The 16,031-nt window shown below is 46.3% G+C and carries 12 protein-coding genes, 1 tRNA gene, 1 rRNA gene and 1 pseudogene; 13 read left to right on the forward strand and 2 right to left on the reverse strand.

Translation table 11 applies throughout. The features are described 5' to 3' along the window. Positions 1-33 precede the first annotated feature (33 nt). The 11 genes and pseudogenes from carB (at position 34) to K2Q26_13235 (ending at position 12,642) form a co-directional block, all read left to right on the forward strand. Entirely contained in the window at positions 34-3,222 is a 3,189-nt protein-coding gene (gene carB / locus K2Q26_13185) for a carbamoyl-phosphate synthase large subunit (GenBank protein MBY0316475.1), read from the forward strand. Between the two features lie 14 nt (positions 3,223-3,236). Continuing rightward, entirely contained in the window at positions 3,237-4,130 is an 894-nt protein-coding gene (locus tag K2Q26_13190; GenBank protein MBY0316476.1) for an ABC transporter ATP-binding protein, read from the forward strand. Next, positions 4,127-4,894, forward strand: a complete 768-nt coding sequence (locus K2Q26_13195; protein MBY0316477.1) for an ABC transporter permease subunit — start codon at positions 4,127-4,129, stop codon at positions 4,892-4,894. Before K2Q26_13190 ends, K2Q26_13195 begins: the two co-directional genes overlap by 4 nt. A gap of 7 nt (positions 4,895-4,901) precedes the next feature. Continuing rightward, positions 4,902-5,663: pseudogene (locus K2Q26_13200) on the forward strand (prepilin peptidase). 62 nt (positions 5,664-5,725) lie between these two features. After that, complete coding sequence (locus K2Q26_13205; protein ID MBY0316478.1) at positions 5,726-6,766, forward strand: pilus assembly protein PilM; 1,041 nt, start codon at positions 5,726-5,728, stop codon at positions 6,764-6,766. Beyond that, on the forward strand, positions 6,766-7,353 hold the full coding sequence (locus K2Q26_13210; GenBank protein ID MBY0316479.1) for a PilN domain-containing protein: 588 nt from the start codon (positions 6,766-6,768) through the stop codon (positions 7,351-7,353). The genes K2Q26_13205 and K2Q26_13210 overlap by 1 nt, the downstream gene beginning before the upstream one ends. A gap of 1 nt (position 7,354) precedes the next feature. Then, a complete protein-coding gene (gene pilO, locus K2Q26_13215) occupies positions 7,355-7,963 on the forward strand; it encodes a type 4a pilus biogenesis protein PilO (GenBank protein ID MBY0316480.1) in 609 nt (202 codons plus the stop codon). Next, on the forward strand, positions 7,956-8,489 hold the full coding sequence (locus K2Q26_13220; GenBank protein ID MBY0316481.1) for a pilus assembly protein PilP: 534 nt from the start codon (positions 7,956-7,958) through the stop codon (positions 8,487-8,489). The genes pilO and K2Q26_13220 overlap by 8 nt, the downstream gene beginning before the upstream one ends. Positions 8,490-8,529: 40 nt before the next feature. Next, positions 8,530-10,683, forward strand: a complete 2,154-nt coding sequence (pilQ, locus tag K2Q26_13225; GenBank protein ID MBY0316482.1) for a type IV pilus secretin PilQ — start codon at positions 8,530-8,532, stop codon at positions 10,681-10,683. Continuing rightward, a complete protein-coding gene (locus K2Q26_13230; GenBank protein MBY0316483.1) occupies positions 10,680-11,297 on the forward strand; it encodes a hypothetical protein in 618 nt (205 codons plus the stop codon). The genes pilQ and K2Q26_13230 overlap by 4 nt, the downstream gene beginning before the upstream one ends. A gap of 40 nt (positions 11,298-11,337) precedes the next feature. Further along, positions 11,338-12,642: a replication-associated recombination protein A gene (locus K2Q26_13235; protein MBY0316484.1), complete on the forward strand. Its 1,305-nt coding sequence runs from the start codon at positions 11,338-11,340 to the stop codon at positions 12,640-12,642. Between the two features lie 40 nt (positions 12,643-12,682). Here K2Q26_13235 and K2Q26_13240 read toward each other — a convergent pair whose 3' ends face one another. After that, positions 12,683-12,988, reverse strand: coding sequence for a cupin domain-containing protein (locus K2Q26_13240; GenBank protein ID MBY0316485.1), 306 nt, complete (start codon positions 12,986-12,988; stop codon positions 12,683-12,685). Positions 12,989-13,468: 480 nt separating this feature from the next. Between K2Q26_13240 and K2Q26_13245 the strand changes: the two genes are divergently transcribed. Next, positions 13,469-13,987 carry a hypothetical protein gene (locus K2Q26_13245; protein MBY0316486.1) on the forward strand — a complete coding sequence of 173 codons (519 nt, stop codon included), beginning with the start codon at positions 13,469-13,471 and terminating at the stop codon, positions 13,985-13,987. Between the two features lie 236 nt (positions 13,988-14,223). Here K2Q26_13245 and K2Q26_13250 read toward each other — a convergent pair. Further along, positions 14,224-14,299: transfer RNA gene (locus tag K2Q26_13250), tRNA-Ala, on the reverse strand. A gap of 610 nt (positions 14,300-14,909) precedes the next feature. Between K2Q26_13250 and K2Q26_13255 the strand changes: the two genes are divergently transcribed. Then, positions 14,910-16,031 (forward strand): 16S ribosomal RNA (locus K2Q26_13255); the annotation flags it as partial.

The following is a 16,031-nucleotide window of genomic DNA, read 5'->3' on the forward strand; positions in this document are numbered from 1 at the left end:
GATCTATAGTTTTAATAGCCCAGTGAGGTTCTAATGCCGTTAAAGTCCAAATACAAAAAGGTTCTCATTCTCGGAAGCGGACCTATTGTAATTGGACAGGCGTGTGAGTTCGATTACTCGGGAGCGCAAGCGTGCAAAGCTCTTAAACAACTGGGCCTCCAAGTGATCCTGGTCAATTCAAATCCAGCAACGATCATGACGGATCCCGATCTTGCTCACAAAGTTTACATCGAGCCTCTCAAGGCAAATTTCCTCGAAAAAATTATCGAAAAAGAAAGACCCGATGCGCTGATTCCTACATTGGGTGGGCAGACCGCACTCAATCTGGGTTTAGAACTTTCATCCACTGGAATACTTAAAAAATACAATGTGGAAATGATCGGAGCTACTGAGGACGTCATTCGCGCAGCGGAAGATCGTGAAAGATTTCGAAAAATTCTTCAGACCGTTGGTGCGAAATATCCCAAGAGCGAAATGGTGCGTACCTATCAGCAAGGTTTAGAGGCTGCGGAAATCATCGGATTCCCCATCATCTTACGTCCCAACTACACTCTCGGTGGCGGCGGTGGGGGAGTGGCTTACTCTCGCGAAGAGTACGAGCAAATGATTGCGACCGCGCTGGCAGCAAGTCCCACATCCGAAGTCTTAGTCGAAGAAAGTATCCTCGGTTGGAAAGAATTCGAACTGGAAGTGATGCGCGATAGTAATGGCACATTTGTTACCATCTGCAGTATCGAAAATATTGATCCATGTGGAGTTCACACGGGTGACAGTATCACCGTGGCTCCTCAACAAACTCTTTCCGAGCGCGCCTATCAAGATATGCGGGACGAAGCGCGATTGATTCTGAATGCCGTCGGTTTAGAGTGTGGCGGAGCGAATGTTCAGTTTGCGGTGCATCCGGAATCAGGCAAACGCGTAGTGATTGAAATGAATCCGCGGGTGAGTCGCTCTTCGGCCCTGGCGAGCAAAGCGACGGGTTTTCCCATTGCAAAGATTGCCGCGCTCTTGGCCGTGGGCTATTGCCTCGAAGAAATTACGAATGACATTACTAAATCGACGCCGTCCTGCTACGAGCCCGCTCTCGACTATGTGGTGACGAAGATTCCTCGATTTGCCTTTGAAAAATTCACCGGTGCTAAAGATCTACTCACCACGCAAATGAAAAGCGTGGGCGAGGTGATGAGTTTAGGTCGCACCTTTAAAGAGTCTTTTCAAAAAGCGATTCAGTCCTCAGAAACCCATTGCGGCTTCGAAGAAGTCACTTTTTCTCAAGAAAAGCTCGCGTATCCTAACTCGCAGCGCTTGATGCATCTCGGACAAGCTTTCCGCGAAGGTTACTCGATTGACGAGGTCTATCAACTCACACAGATCAACCAATGGTTCCTTCATCAGATTAAAGATATCATCGACTTCGAAAAAGAAATTTCTCAAAAGCCTGAGCTGGATAAAGAATTCTTGCTCAAGGCCAAGCGTTACGGGTTTTCCGATAAACGAATCAGTCAGTTGCGCAAAACGGCAGAGGGAGAAGTTCGAAAAGCTCGTTATGCCCTCAAAGTGCGTCCTGAATTTCTACAAGTGGACACTTGCGCAGGGGAGTTTTCATCTTCGACTCCGTATTTTTACTCGACGTACTGGTCCGATCAAGGTTTTCCCCTCGCGCAGCTCGAAGCTGTGAGTGCGGGCAAACTGGCTTTGATTATGGGAAGCGGACCGAATCGAATTGGCCAAGGCATTGAATTCGATTACTGCTGCGTTCGCGGAGTAAAAGCGTTCCAAAGCGAAGGCTACCACGTCGCCATGATTAACTCGAATCCCGAGACCGTCTCCACCGATTATGACACCAGCGATATTTTGTTCTTCGAGCCCCTCACTTTAGAATCGGTGAGCGAAGTGGCCTCGGCCCTCAATCCGATGGGAATTGTGGTGCAGCTAGGAGGTCAAACTCCGATTAACATGGCCAAGGCCTTAAGTGAGGCGGGCCACACGATTTTGGGTTCGACGGCTGCGACCATTGATTTGGCCGAGGATCGAGCTCGCTTTAAAGTCGTTTGCGAAAATTTAAAAATCAAAATTCCGCGCGCTGGTGTGGCTGATAATTTTTCCGTGGCCAAATCTGTTGCGGAAGACATTGGATTTCCTCTGATCTGTCGCCCCAGCTATGTCTTGGGTGGACGCCGGATGGAAGTTGTTGAAAACATGGACGAGCTTAAAGAGTACTTTGATAAGCATGGGCATGTGATCACTCCTGAGGGTCCCTGCTTTATGGATCAATTCCTCGAAGGCGCTCTCGAGATGGATGTGGATCTTATTCGCGGAAAAGATTGGACTCTCGTCGGTGGAGTGATTGAGCATATCGAGGCCGCAGGTGTGCACTCTGGCGACAGCATGGGTGTTATCCCTCCTCAAAGATTAAAGGCTGCAACTCTTCAAGAGATTGAAGAGATCTGTATTCGATTGGCCGGAGAGATGAAGGTGATAGGTCATCTCAACGTTCAGTTAGCCATTAAAAACGGCGAGATTTTTATTATCGAAGCGAATCCGCGGTGCTCGCGGACGGTACCGTTTCTCGCCAAAGCCGCGGGTGTGCCTATAGTAAAGTTAGGTGTTCAAGCGGTCCTGGGAAAAACCAGTAAAGAGGTTCAGCCCGAGCAGTATAATTACAAAAACATCAAAACCGTTTGTGTCAAAGGCGTTGTCTTTCCGTTTAATAAATTTGTGGAGGCCGACTCCATACTTGGGCCCGAGATGAAATCAACAGGTGAGAGCATGGGCCGCGCGTATGATTACGGTGAGGCTCTGATGAAGGCCTTCATTTCAAGTCACCATCGCTTACCCAAAACGGGCGAAGTCTTCCTGTCCCTGAGAGAGAAGGACAAAGCGAGCTTGTTGCCTACAATATCGGCAATGGTGGAGCTGGGGTACAAACTCTCTGCGACTCAGGGAACGGCGAAGTATCTTTACGATCACGGCATTGACTGCATTCCAGTTAAAAAAGTTCATGAAGGACGACCGAACTGTGTCGATCGTATTCGCTCGGGTAAGGTGAATCTTGTGATCAACACCACATCCGGTCGCCAGTCGATCGACGCCAGTTTTAATATTCGCCGCAGTTGCACAGACTACGGGATTCCTTGCCTGACCGAGGATCATGCCGCAGAAGTTTTTGTGCTGGCACTTAAAAAATTGCACACCGGAGCGTTTGACGTCCACCCTTTATAGGTTAAACTGAGTCCATGTCTTTAAATGTGCAGGGACTTTGTAAGACGTTTACCGATCATCTTACGCTCAAGAAAAAACAAGTGTTGTTTGATGTCAGTTTCGCCGTTCCCGAGGGATCGGTGACTGGTTTTCTAGGCAGTAATGGCGCTGGTAAGACGACGACGATAAAAAGCATTCTTTCTCTTTTGCGATTCGAAAGAGGAAACGTCGAGTTTTTTTCTGGCAACCTCAAAGATCCAAAATCACAGATTGGGTATTTGCCAGAGCGTCCTTACTTTTACGAATACCTCACTGGGATGGAATTTCTTTTGTTCTACGGACAGCTCTCGATGTCTGATTCCAAAATACAAATTAAAGAAAAGGCGAAAATTCTTTTAAAGAGAGTCGGATTGGAACACGCCGAGAATACTTTTCTTCGAAGTTATTCCAAAGGGATGCTTCAAAGGATAGGTTTAGCCCAGGCTCTCATCCATAAGCCTCGTTTTCTTATTCTGGATGAGCCCATGTCGGGATTAGACCCAGACGGTCGTTACCAGGTCACGCAGATTATTCAAGAAGTGGCTGCCAGTGGCGCGACAATTTTTTTTAGTAGCCACTTACTTACGGATGTAGAAAGACTTTGCGATCGACTCGTAATCATTGACTACGGCAAGATTATTTACGAAGGCTTGCAGAAAAATTTCTTGACCGCCGGCGATGGTGGCTACGAAGTGACCTACACTCCGCAAGACTCAGCAACGGTCGCCATTAAAAACTGCAAGGATCTATCCGAGGTCACGGAATTTTTGAACCAAATCAAATCGCAGAACGCGAGCTTGCTCGAGGTGAAGCAACCACGAGTGACTTTGGAAGAGGCTTTTAATCAAATTAAAAAACAACACTCCCAACAGCGAGAGATGCAGTCATGAAGGCCGTCAGAGTTATTGCAGCCAATACCGTCGTCGAGCTCCTTCGTAATAGGCTCCTCTACACTCTGTTAGTGATTACGATTTTTCTATTGGCACTGATGGTTGCCGTGGGACAACTGAGCTATACAGAGCAACTTCGGTTAACATTGGGCCTGGGTCTTTCGAGCATTCATATGTGTCTTATGGGACTGACGATTTTTGTCGGCGGTTCTATGGTGTATAAAGAAATCGAAAAGCTGACGATTTTAACTCTTCTCGCAAAGCCGGTGTATCGCTACGAATTTATCCTGGGCAAATACTTTGGATTTCTATGTTTAATGGTACTCATTATATCTAGCCTGTTTGTGATCTACTGTTTGAATCTTATGTTTATGGGCTTTGAGGTCCCGCTCGCAGAGCTCTTCATCGTATTTTTTGGATTTTATCTCGAAGTCGCGTTGCTATTGGCGGTGACCATTTGTTTTTCGACGTTCTGCGCATCGTTTTTAACGATATTGTTTTCTCTATCGTTCTTTATTATTGGGCACTGGGTTCAAAATCTAAGTTTCATCGGAAACTTCGCCGCCGCAAAATTTTATGTGAATTTTGCCAAGGTGATGCAAACTGTATTTCCAAATTTGGAGGCTTTCAATTGGCGTTCGCTTCCCTTGGAGAACAATCTTCTGCAGTTATCTATTGGCAGTACTTCCTTAATGGCGTTAACCTGGGTCCTGTTCTTTTTAACGGCGGCGATATTTATTTTTAAAGGAAGAGATTTTGCCTGATTTATTTTTTCTTCTGGTGTTCTTTCTTTTTGGAGCCGCTCTCGGGAGCTTTGCCAACGTCCTCATCGTGCGCATGCCCGAAGATGAAAGTATTATTCCCAGAAGTCGTTGTCGCTCTTGCAAAAAGCAAATTCCTTGGTATTTCAATTTTCCGTTGTTTTCTTGGTTGATTCTGCGAGGAAAGTGCAGAATGTGCGGAGCCAAGATTCCGTTTCGATATTTCTTAGTTGAACTATTGATGGCGACTTTTTTTGCGCTGACTTTTCACGTGTTTGATTTGAGCTGGTATAGTTTTGAAGTCTTAATTTTCGTCTTCGGGGCCATTACGGCCTCCTTTATCGATATCGATCACATGATTTTGCCCGACGAATTCACCTTAGGGGGAACTGCTCTAGCTCTCGTTGGGGCCGCCTTAAATCCCGAACGGAGCTTTTGGGATGCATGCCTCGGCGCTTTTGTCGGAGGTGGGTTATTGTTTGCTGTGGGTTACATCTACTGGCTCATTCGTAAGCGCGAAGGAATGGGTGGCGGAGACATTAAGCTGCTTGCTTGGATCGGAGCTCTTATGGGTGTCACCTCCATTCCGTTTGTGTTGATGGTGGCCTGTGTTTTAGGAACTCTTCACTCCCTGCATTCCATCTTTGTGCAAAAAAAAGATGCGGATGAAGGCTTCCCCTTTGGTCCAGCTATTGTAGCCGCAGCCTTTATCTACCTGTTTGTCGGTCCTCATACTATGGTCCAGCTGATATTTCCCTCTCTTGGCCACTGATTACCACCAAGGTTTGACTTTAAGTCGTCTGTTCTCAATAATTTAACTTGAGGCCGACTATCATGATGTTCTTCAAAAAGCAGATATTAGGACTAGATCTAGGTTCTAGTTCTATTAAGATCGCTCATCTCAAGATGAGTGGAAAAAACGCCGTTCTTAACGAACTGCTTATTTTTCCCACGTCGAAAGGGGCCATCGATGCGGGCGACATCGTTCATCCAGAAATCGTCGCCAACACTCTTCGTGATGGTCTTACCAAAAAATCATATGCAAAAAGTCCCGTGTGCGTAGGGATGTTCGGCGGTGCGGTGATCACGAAGAAAATCTCCATGCCCAAAATGGATCCCAAACTTTTGCAGGAACAATTACGTTGGGAAGCCGAACAGTACATTCCTTTTAATATTGAAGAGGCTGTTTTTGATTTTCATATCTTAGGTTCTAGTCATGCGGAGACCATGGATGTCCTATTGGTTGCTGCGAGACAAGAGCATATCTTTCGATATTTCGAAGCGACACAAAGTGCGGGCCTCGATTGTGCGGTGATCGATGTGAACTGTTTGGCCCTGGCGAACTGTTTCGAATTCAATTACGGTACGGTTCCCGGAACGGTGGCGCTCATCAATATTGGCGCCAGCTGTACGAACTTAGTCATTCTCGAAGCCGGTCAGTTGGTTTTCTCCCGAGACATTCCCTACGGAGGTTCGCTTTTTGATGCCGAAATCTCTAGAGAGTTGGGAATTGCGGCCCAAGATGCGGAAGGCTTAAAGCTGGGACTGTCGATGAATCGCGAAACACCTCCTGAGGTCTTATCCATCCTACAGATGGTCAACGAAACTATTGCCCAAGAGATTAATAATAGTTTTGATTTTTATAAGAACACCGCAATCAATGCCTCCGTTTCGCAGATTTTTGTCAGCGGCGGAGCAATACAAACTCCTGGGCTGTACGAAAAAATTCAAGAAGTGACTCAGGTGAATTGCCTGGAACACAATCCATTTCAAAGAATTTCTGTAAATCCTAAATTCATCACCCCGGAATATCAGCAGCAAATTCGGTTATTTTCGCCGATAGCACTGGGCCTCGCCTTAAGGAATCAGGGCTGATGATTAAGATTAATTTAGCGAACACGTTTACTAAAAAAAATGATGGCGGCGCCGGTGGCACGAGCTCCGGTAATCCTAAAGAAGAGCTCCAGAAAAACGTCATCAAAGTATTGCTGATGCTGACTCCACTGATTGGGCTCTATTACTACGAAAAGGTCGACATTTCTCGACAGCGAGAAGAATTGGTCGTTCTACAAACAGAGGCGGCCCGGATGGAAGCCGAGCTCGCTAAGGTGGGATCGATTGATAACATATTAAAGCAAGTTTCAGAGCAGAAGAAAGATCTCGAAGAGAAATTTACCGTCATTCGGCAGATTTTTGGGTTACGAACTAAAAAGATGGAGGCCCTAGTCCTTCTCCAGCAACAGATTCCACCGACGAGCTGGCTGACATCGATCAAGGCCGAAAATACGGATATCGAAGTCGAGGGCTATTCCAACAGTATTGATGATGCGCAGATGTACATTAACCGTTTAGCCGCAGAAAAGTCGGTGTTTACCTCAGTAAATAGTAAAGATGTTTCCAAGGCGAAAACCGGCGATAAGGAAGCGTATAAGTTTGATATCACGCTTCGCTTAAAGGAATAGAATGGGAATTAAAGACGATTTCAAAAATTTAGAGCCCAGTAAAGCCGCGATGGTAGGAATCATCCTCGCGACGATCTATTACTTTCTTCTCTTTGATAAAGGGGATGCGATTACTGCAGAGAAAGCAACGCTGCAAACGACCATTAACCAAAAGACGGAGCGTCTAAAACAGGTCGAGAATGCCATGAATAACAAAGCGGCCTTCCAAAAAGAGGTGGACGAACTGACTCGTAATTTTGACGACCTCATTAAGTATTTTCCTGTGGATCTTGATATGAACAATATGTTGTATCAAGTGCGCAAACGCCTAGAGGCCACCAGTAATAAAATGGAGTCGATCAAAAAAGGCGAGTCTAAATCCCGCCGTTTCGAAGGCTATAACGAGGCGACGATGGAGATCGAAAGTCGTGGGAGCTTCCACGATGCCATGAGCTTTTTGTCATCGTTAACCTCCATGGATCGAGTCGTGGATTTTATTAAGATGGATTTGGCGTCGGACGGCTCTACCGATGAAATTTCTCAAGTGAAACTGAAATTGACCTTAAGTATTTTTAGTCAGTCTGAAAAGTCTAAACCTCCAGCAGGCTCAGGAGGAAAAGTCGGTGGTTAAGTTTCTTCCGCTTATTTTTATTTTACAAATTTTCGCCCAAGAGCCACCGCCTCCACCGGACGCATTGGAAGAGGCCGCCGTTGTGGAATCTCCCGCGGCGCCGGCCGCCGCAGCCAATTCCCCTGGAGCGTCGTCCAATTTGCCTGCGGGACGCTCCCTAGTTCAAGAATACGCAAAACCATTTATGTACGAGCGAGATGGCCAGCGCGATCCATTTGTGCTGCCGGAGGGCTTAAATCCTCTTGTTCCAGGTCCATACTTTGGTCCATTTTTAGAGTTGCAAGAAGTGAAGCTGGACAACGTAAAACTCAAGGGTGTTTTCCTGGACCCAAGTCGCCCTCGCGTACTTCTACAGGTGCGTATGCGTGATAAAGACTCCCTCGTTCGTCTAGGGAAGAACGATTACATCGGCGAAAACTTCGGTTACATCGCTGCCATCCGCGAAAACGAGATCGTGATCGTACAGACGTTTGATCAGGGAAATAAAAAATATTCTACGACTCGAACGATATCTATAGAAAAATAGATAATAGACATCATTTGGAATTATTCCTCTAGGAGATGACATGAACAGGATGTTTTTTCATCTATTGTGCGTACTCGTATTTTCCATTCTTACATCTTGCACATCGGATGACGACGGTAACGTTGGTGCCGACGAATTGGAAGGATCAAGCACGCAAATGGATTCTGACGATTCATCGGATGAAGATTTCGGTGATTTAGAAGATATCGATAGTGAAGAGTCTTCGACGTCGACGACGACAGCAACAGCCAGCGGTTCCGACTCGTTCAGTGATATCGAAGATTTCAATGATGATCTTATTAGTAACGAACTTGCGAATGAGGATATCTCGACACCCAAACCAGAATCCAATTCCAGCAGCGAAACGATGACGGTGGCCTCTTCCGGCGGTGGCGGAGACGAATTGGATCTGGAGTCGGCAGACTTTCAGACGTCAACGGTGACTTCAACGGAGACCACCACCGAAGTCCTTCCTGAGGTGAGCCCCATTGTAGAAACGACCTCGTCCTTTGGGAATAAGATTACCAACTTAGAGTATAAGTCCTTTGAATCTGGCGGAACTATTTTGATCACCGCCGACAAGCCGATGGAGTACCAGGTTAAGGAAGAACCGCAGTTCAACCAGGTGATCGTTGAGGTTGCGGATGTCTTCCTTCCCGAAAATCTCAAACTTCCTTACATTGCCAAGGATTTTGGACAGCCGGTGGCGACAATCAATGCTTATCAAGACAAAGGAGCAACCACAGCTCGCTTTGTCATTCAGTATAAAACCGCAACAAAACCGAGCATAGATATCAAAAACAATACACTGATCGTCAGTAGCGAAGCCTCCGATTCCGAGGATGAAGAAGCGGCTCCTACAACGACAGCGTCCAAGCTAGTGACGATTCAAATGGATAACGTAGAGATCAAGGAAGTGATCAACTTTATCGCTGAGGAAAGCGGAGTCAATATCCTTGCCGACGACAAAGGGTTAAATGGGAAGGTTACGGTTCGTCTCCGTGATGTTCCTTGGGAAGATGCTTTGATGAGTATTCTAAAATCCCACGGTCTTGGTTATGTTAAAAAAGGAAACATCTTAAGAATCGCTCCGCAAAAACTTCTAGCGGAAGAGGCCGAAAATTATCTTAAGCAAATCAATAGCCAACAGAACGCAGTGAAAACGCTTCAAGGCAAAACGATTCGCTTCTTTCCGGTGAATTATGCAGACGTGGATGATTTGAGTAAAAAGCTTAAGCCTTTCCTGAGTCAAAACGCAAAAGTCTCTGCCGATAAGGCCTCAAACTCAATTATCATTTCTGAGTTTGCGAGCCAAATGTCAAGAATCGAAAAAATTCTAAAAGCACTCGATATTCAGCCGCTGCAAATTATGATCGAGGGAAAAGTGATCGAAGCGAGCGAATCTTTTTCGAAGGAAATCGGTCTAAACTGGAACACAACGACTCCCTTCACTCAAGGCTCTCAGTCAGGAAGTATTTCGAATAATTTACGTTTTGGGGCACAGCTTCCGTTCGGTCTCAATACGACGATCAACGCCGGAGCGTACGATATTATTGGAGACTTGACGGCCACTTTACAGATTGCCCAGTCCGAGCAAAAAATTAAAATCTTATCGTCACCTCGAATTGTGGCATTGAACAAACAGAAGGCTTACATCAAGCAGATTCAGCAGTATCCGATCTTACAAACGACTGTTGTGGGTAACGTTTCTAACACCACAACGACCTTCCAAGATGTTCAACTGTCATTGGAAGTCACACCTCAGGTGACCTTCAGTAATGAAACACTTATGAATGTTAAAATTATCCGTGATATTCCTGGACCAGCAGTCAACGGTGCGCGCCAGGTGAATAAGCGCGAAGCCAGCACCAGCGTATTAGTAAAAGATGGACAAACCATGGTCCTCGGCGGAATTTATAGTATGGACGATTCTCAAGCAGAGAACGGGATTCCATGGCTCATGGATATTCCTATTTTGGGATATTTGTTTAAATCTAAGAATCGTACGACAGTTAAAAACGAACTGTTGATCTTCCTCACACCAAGGATTGTGAACCCTGAGGCTTTAAGGCAAGCTAGTACTATAAGCCAAGGGGATAAATCCGGAGATGAGACTTTGACGCCGTCCGATTTTGAAACGCCGGACGAAGCCGCACCGGCAGGCGAATCCGGCGGAGGCCTTGAGGTATTATGAAGAAAATAACAACTCTCTTTTTTGTATGCTTTTTTATCGCGTCCTGTAAAACCGGAAAGTCGACGGACAGCGCTTCACTGACATTTGAGCCATTAAGCGAGCGGGCGATTCTTGTTCCCAACGAGCGTTCGAACTGCGCTGACCTCAAGAATTTTGAGGTGGCCGCGATGGCACCGGACGCTTCAACTGCGACCCTCCAGAGGTCGGTCAAGCCCTTTTCAGCCACTTGGAACAACATGCGATTTCAATGGACCGACACGAGAACCTTATATATCGCCTTCGTTCAGGTGGAGTTCCTTAGTCCGCTTCTCGATGGAGGAAAGTTCGAGCAGTTTTTAGATGTTGAGGAGATTGCCGCTCTCTTAAATGTGGAGCCAGGCTTAACAATTCCCCCTGGATTTTCTGTAGAAACTGCGAATAAAGCGGGAGCAGGTGGTCTTCCCAACGGTATCGTCAATTGCGGTTTAATCATCGGGGGATTGAAGCCCGCCCCGAATGCCAATGGAACCATTCGTGGATATTTGAGACTGGCGGGAACCGCCATCGATCCCTTCGGGAATGAAGAGTTCATCAGAGAACAAGTTCCACTCCAGCTCCAAGTCGAAGACTTCTAAAGGCATTGCGCTCTTTCTCAAAACAGCTTAAAAGTAGGGCGTGGATTTATTTACTCACGCCTCTGGCGAATCTCCTACAAATATTCCCCTCGCCGAGAAATTGCGACCCAAGCAACTGTCAGAGATCCTCGGGCAAGAGGCCTTTTTAAAAAAGTACAAAGCTCTTTTTCAGCAACTCGAAAACGGTCACTTTATGAGCCTCATATTATGGGGCCCGCCGGGGAGTGGTAAAACTTCATTCGTTAAAGCCTTGGTGTCCAAGGCTCAGAATATTTTTTTAGTGGAAGAGAATGCGATCGACCTCGGTTCAAAGCGACTTAAAGAGATTGGCGAACAGGCGCGCTATCAAAAGGTGGCTACACGCAAATCGACTTTACTCTTCATCGACGAAATTCATCGCTTGAATCGCTCCCAGCAAGATGTGCTTCTTCCCTTTGTGGAACGAGGGGATTTAATCCTGATTGGTGCGACCACGGAAAACCCGAGTTACGAACTCAATTCCGCTTTAGTCAGTCGGTGTCGTTTGGTTATTTTTGAAAAGCTTTCTGATGAGGCCTTAAAGGGACTGGTCCAAAAAGCCTGTGAAGCTCTAGGGATTCATTCCAGTGAATTGTTCGACGAGAACGTTTTGAATTCGCTGGTTCAGAGCTCCGGCGGCGACGGGCGAAGGCTCATTAATACCATCGAAGAGATCGCGGTGATTCGCACCGGCCAACCGGAACTCTTTCCTCTTGTTTTGGAGACGTATCATCAGCTTAATCTGCACCAAGGACTCCGTTATGATAAAGATCGTGATGAGCATTACGATACGATTTCGGCCTTTATTAAGAGTGTACGGGGGAGCGATCCCGATGCCGCCGTTTACTACCTTGCGCGCATGTTAGAAGGGGGAGAAGATCCCGTATTTATCGCGAGACGCTTGGTGATTCTCGCGTCCGAGGACATCGGAAATGCCGAGCCTCATGGGCTAAACATGGCGGTTTCGGCGCTTCAGGCGGTCGAGCTGATCGGTATGCCAGAGGCCCGTATCTGTCTATCGCAAGCGACCACGTACCTTGCCTCAGCTCCTAAGTCGAACAGGGCCTACCTCGCTATCAATGCGGCGATGGAGGAAGTAAAGTCCTCGGGCAACCTCCCCATTCCCAAAAGCCTTCGTTCCGCCCAAACGGCGCTGGCGCGCCGCTTAGGTTACGGGAAAGACTACAAGTACTCCCACGAAGGACACAAGGGTTACGAGAACCAAGTCTTCCTCCCGGAAGAGATCAAAGATAAAAAATTTTACGAACCCGTAGAACGGGGCTTCGAAAAGAAGATCAAAGAATACCTCGCCTGGATGAAGAAGTAGACGAGGAGTCCTAAGTTCTAGATAAGGTAACATCCCTAGATTAAAAAGGGCGGTTGGCCACCATACATACACAGGGGCGGTCGCCGAGGACGCGCTGAGAGTGCTTTGTATTTGAGGGAATCATGATTTTATCTCCAGGTCGTAGTAGCAACTGATTGCCGGAGATGTTCATCGCCAGTTCCCCATCAAGAATCATTCGAATCTCATCAAAAGGATGACGGTGATCGGGGTAGGTTTCTTCTTTGGTGAGGATTTCTTCGCGGGGCGCTAGGTCCTCAGCGAGGAAAATCATCTTTGCTTGTTCGGGGGTGGGAGTCAAAGGCGCCTGCCATCTATAAACCAACATAAAAATTTCGTCCTTCTTGAAAACGCAATAAACGGTTGGATCCTTCGTTACTCCGTCGGTCACCTTGTGCGGCCTACTTTTCGTAGGCCTCCGCGTTTCCCTCGGTCGCGCCTCGGCTGCAACCGTTTATTGCGTTTGTGTTTTTTTAAGTACTGTATGCGCTCGAGAATGCATCCACTTCGTGTTCTCTTAGTGTACCTAAAGATTGGGCGGGATTTCATCCCACCTTGGTCTAGTTCTAAGTCATAGAATTTATTTACGAAAATGGCAAGTATTGTGAATGATTTAGTCACCTCAAACCTTCAGCAAGTCTGCTTTGTCCACGAGTGAGACACTTGATGCATCTGTTTGAGATCATACATTTTTTTTCAATATTTTTTTAAAGGTTCCGTGGGGTTGGGTCGATAGATTGGTATACGCAGCTATCGTTGGATGAGTTTCCCGTTGGACACTTGTTGATAGCCATAACTGGAGGACAGCTTGAAGAAGGCTAAAGTTCAAGGGGATTTTCAAAAAGTTGTAGTTGAGATCCAAAATTTCATTGGTGGATCATCTGGGCTCAAGCTCGTCGAATCAAAACTCAGTGACTACATGGTCATCGAGCAAAAGATCGATAAGAAGCGCATTTCGATCAATAACTTTGATTTAGATGAAGTTCTTTTTAGAGAAGACGAAGCGGGTAAACCGTTTCTGCAAGTGAACTTTGTATCAGGTAAAAAAATATTGATCACAGAGACACTCGTAGGATTCCGCCCATTGGGACTTTTCGGTCTCGATATGGAAAAGCTTCCCAAAGTTGTGACGACACCAGACATTCAAAGCGTTTTCGAAGCGATCCAAGAAACATTAGAAAGCAATGACCTCCCAGAAGAGCTGGATGTCTTAAGAAAAGTATATGATTCCGTCTTATGCGGTGGAGAGTCTGTAGGCTTCGATCTTAAAGAAGAAAGAAAAATCCTCGCACGCCTCCCTATGACAGTCACTCAGGCTTCCGCGTAATCAGTCTCAGAGTCTTCAAATTCCAATCTAAAAAAAGCGCAGGTCCATCCAGCGCTTTTTTTATACCCAGTCATTCGAAGCAAATAACCCATCCACCTTCGAACATCTCGGCGAAGTTTCCTAAGGCGTCCAAAGAAGCGAGAATAGAGTGAGAATTAAGAATGGGACGAAACTAGAGTCGCTGAGACTCATTTGAGAATTCTATATCTATTGAGAGGGAGAAAAAAGAAATTCGTTGGTGGACGTGACAGGGATCGAACCTGCGACCTTCTGAATGCAAATCAGATGCTCTCCCAGCTGAGCTACACGCCCTCAAATTTTGGGAAATTCAGTTGTCAGCTAAAACATATAAAGAGTCAAGAAACCCCTTCAAATCAAAAGTCATCGGCCAAATAGCCTATAATTTAAGCTACCTACTCTCTATTTCTCTTACAGGCCTTCACTTCCAGATCTTTTTTTCGAATTCTTTTAATTTTCGAAAAACATTTTGCACCGCTATTACATTTATTTTTCGAGTTTAGTCTCACCGAATAAAAATTAAATTCCATTTTTTCAAGATCCATCTCAAATCTAATAATACCAGCTTAAACTATTGATTTTTATAGGATAACCATGCATAACTCTCGTCGAGTTGAAGTGGAATGTTGCGAGTTATTTATCGAAAAAAGTGGACCCATTTTGAGTCTTTCAAAAAAATTAAAAAATATTTTTTTTGAGTGTTGACTCCCACCCCCCTTTCTCTTACAACTCCCTTCTACCAAAAACGGTTCTTTGAAAACTGAATAGCTTTTTGCAAGTGATGTGAGGGCTCAATAAATTTATTTGTTGAGTTTAATGTTAATTTTTTTTTAGTAAGCTTTTTTTAGAGCATATTAAATTTTTCGTTATAATTTAACTCTTGGGCAACCAAGAGATTGAAAGTTAACTGGAGAGTTTGATTCTGGCTCAGAACGAACGCTTGCGGCGCGCCTAATACATGCAAGTCGAACGAGAAAGTTCTTCGGAATGAGTACAGTGGCGGACGGGTGAGGAATACGTAGATAATCTGCCTTAAAGAGGGGGATAACTACTCGAAAGAGTAGCTAATACCGCATAAGACCACAGGATCCTCGGATCTAGGGGTTAAAGGCTTCGGCCACTTTAAGATGAGTCTGCGTCCGATTAGCTAGTTGGTGAGGTAACGGCTCACCAAGGCGACGATCGGTAGCTGGTCTGAGAGGATGGCCAGCCACACTGGAACTGAGACACGGTCCAGACTCCTACGGGAGGCAGCAGTAGGGAATATTGCACAATGGGCGAAAGCCTGATGCAGCGACGCCGCGTGAGTGATGAAGGCCTTCGGGTCGTAAAACTCTGTGATATGTGAAGATAATGACGGTAACATATCAGAAAGGACCGGCTAACTTCGTGCCAGCAGCCGCGGTAATACGAGGGGTCCAAGCGTTGTTCGGAATCACTGGGCGTAAAGCGGGTGTAGGCGGCTACACAAGTTGGGTGTGAAAGCCCCGGGCTCAACCCGGGAAGTGCATTCAAAACTATGTAGCTTGAGTACGTGAGAGGAAGGTAGAATTCCAGGTGTAGTGGTGAAATACGTAGATATCTGGAGGAACACCGGTGGCGAAGGCGGCCTTCTGGCACAGTACTGACGCTCAGACCCGAAAGCGTGGGTAGCAAACAGGATTAGATACCCTGGTAGTCCACGCCGTAAACGATGGACACTTGGTGTTGGAGGTATTGACCCCTTCAGTGCCGTAGCAAACGCGTTAAGTGTCCCGCCTGGGAAGTACGGTCGCAAGATTAAAACTCAAAGAAATTGACGGGGGCCCGCACAAGCGGTGGAGCATGTGGTTTAATTCGATGCAACGCGAAGAACCTTACCTAGGCTTGACATGTACAGGAAGACTGGCAGAAATGTCGTCGCCCGCAAGGGTCTGTACACAGGTGCTGCATGGCTGTCGTCAGCTCGTGTCGTGAGATGTTGGGTTAAGTCCCGCAACGAGCGCAACCCCTGTCTTTAGTTGCCAGCATTCAGTTGGGCACTCTA

The organism is Bdellovibrionales bacterium (assembly GCA_019750295.1).
Lineage (GTDB): Bacteria > Bdellovibrionota > Bdellovibrionia > Bdellovibrionales > JAGQZY01 > JAIEOS01.

Excerpts from the sequence above, each read along its gene's own strand:
- K2Q26_13205 (MBY0316478.1), top strand. The coding sequence starts at position 5,726 with ATGATGTTCTTCAAAAAGCAGATATTAGGACTAGATCTAGGTTCTAGT.
- K2Q26_13230 (MBY0316483.1), top strand. The coding sequence starts at position 10,680 with ATGAAGAAAATAACAACTCTCTTTTTTGTATGCTTTTTTATCGCGTCC.
- pilO (MBY0316480.1), top strand. The coding sequence starts at position 7,355 with ATGGGAATTAAAGACGATTTCAAAAATTTAGAGCCCAGTAAAGCCGCG.
- K2Q26_13210 (MBY0316479.1), top strand. The coding sequence starts at position 6,766 with ATGATTAAGATTAATTTAGCGAACACGTTTACTAAAAAAAATGATGGC.
- K2Q26_13240 (MBY0316485.1), bottom strand. The coding sequence starts at position 12,988 with ATGTTGGTTTATAGATGGCAGGCGCCTTTGACTCCCACCCCCGAACAA.
- K2Q26_13195 (MBY0316477.1), top strand. The coding sequence starts at position 4,127 with ATGAAGGCCGTCAGAGTTATTGCAGCCAATACCGTCGTCGAGCTCCTT.
- pilQ (MBY0316482.1), top strand. The coding sequence starts at position 8,530 with ATGAACAGGATGTTTTTTCATCTATTGTGCGTACTCGTATTTTCCATT.
- K2Q26_13190 (MBY0316476.1), top strand. The coding sequence starts at position 3,237 with ATGTCTTTAAATGTGCAGGGACTTTGTAAGACGTTTACCGATCATCTT.
- carB (MBY0316475.1), top strand. The coding sequence starts at position 34 with ATGCCGTTAAAGTCCAAATACAAAAAGGTTCTCATTCTCGGAAGCGGA.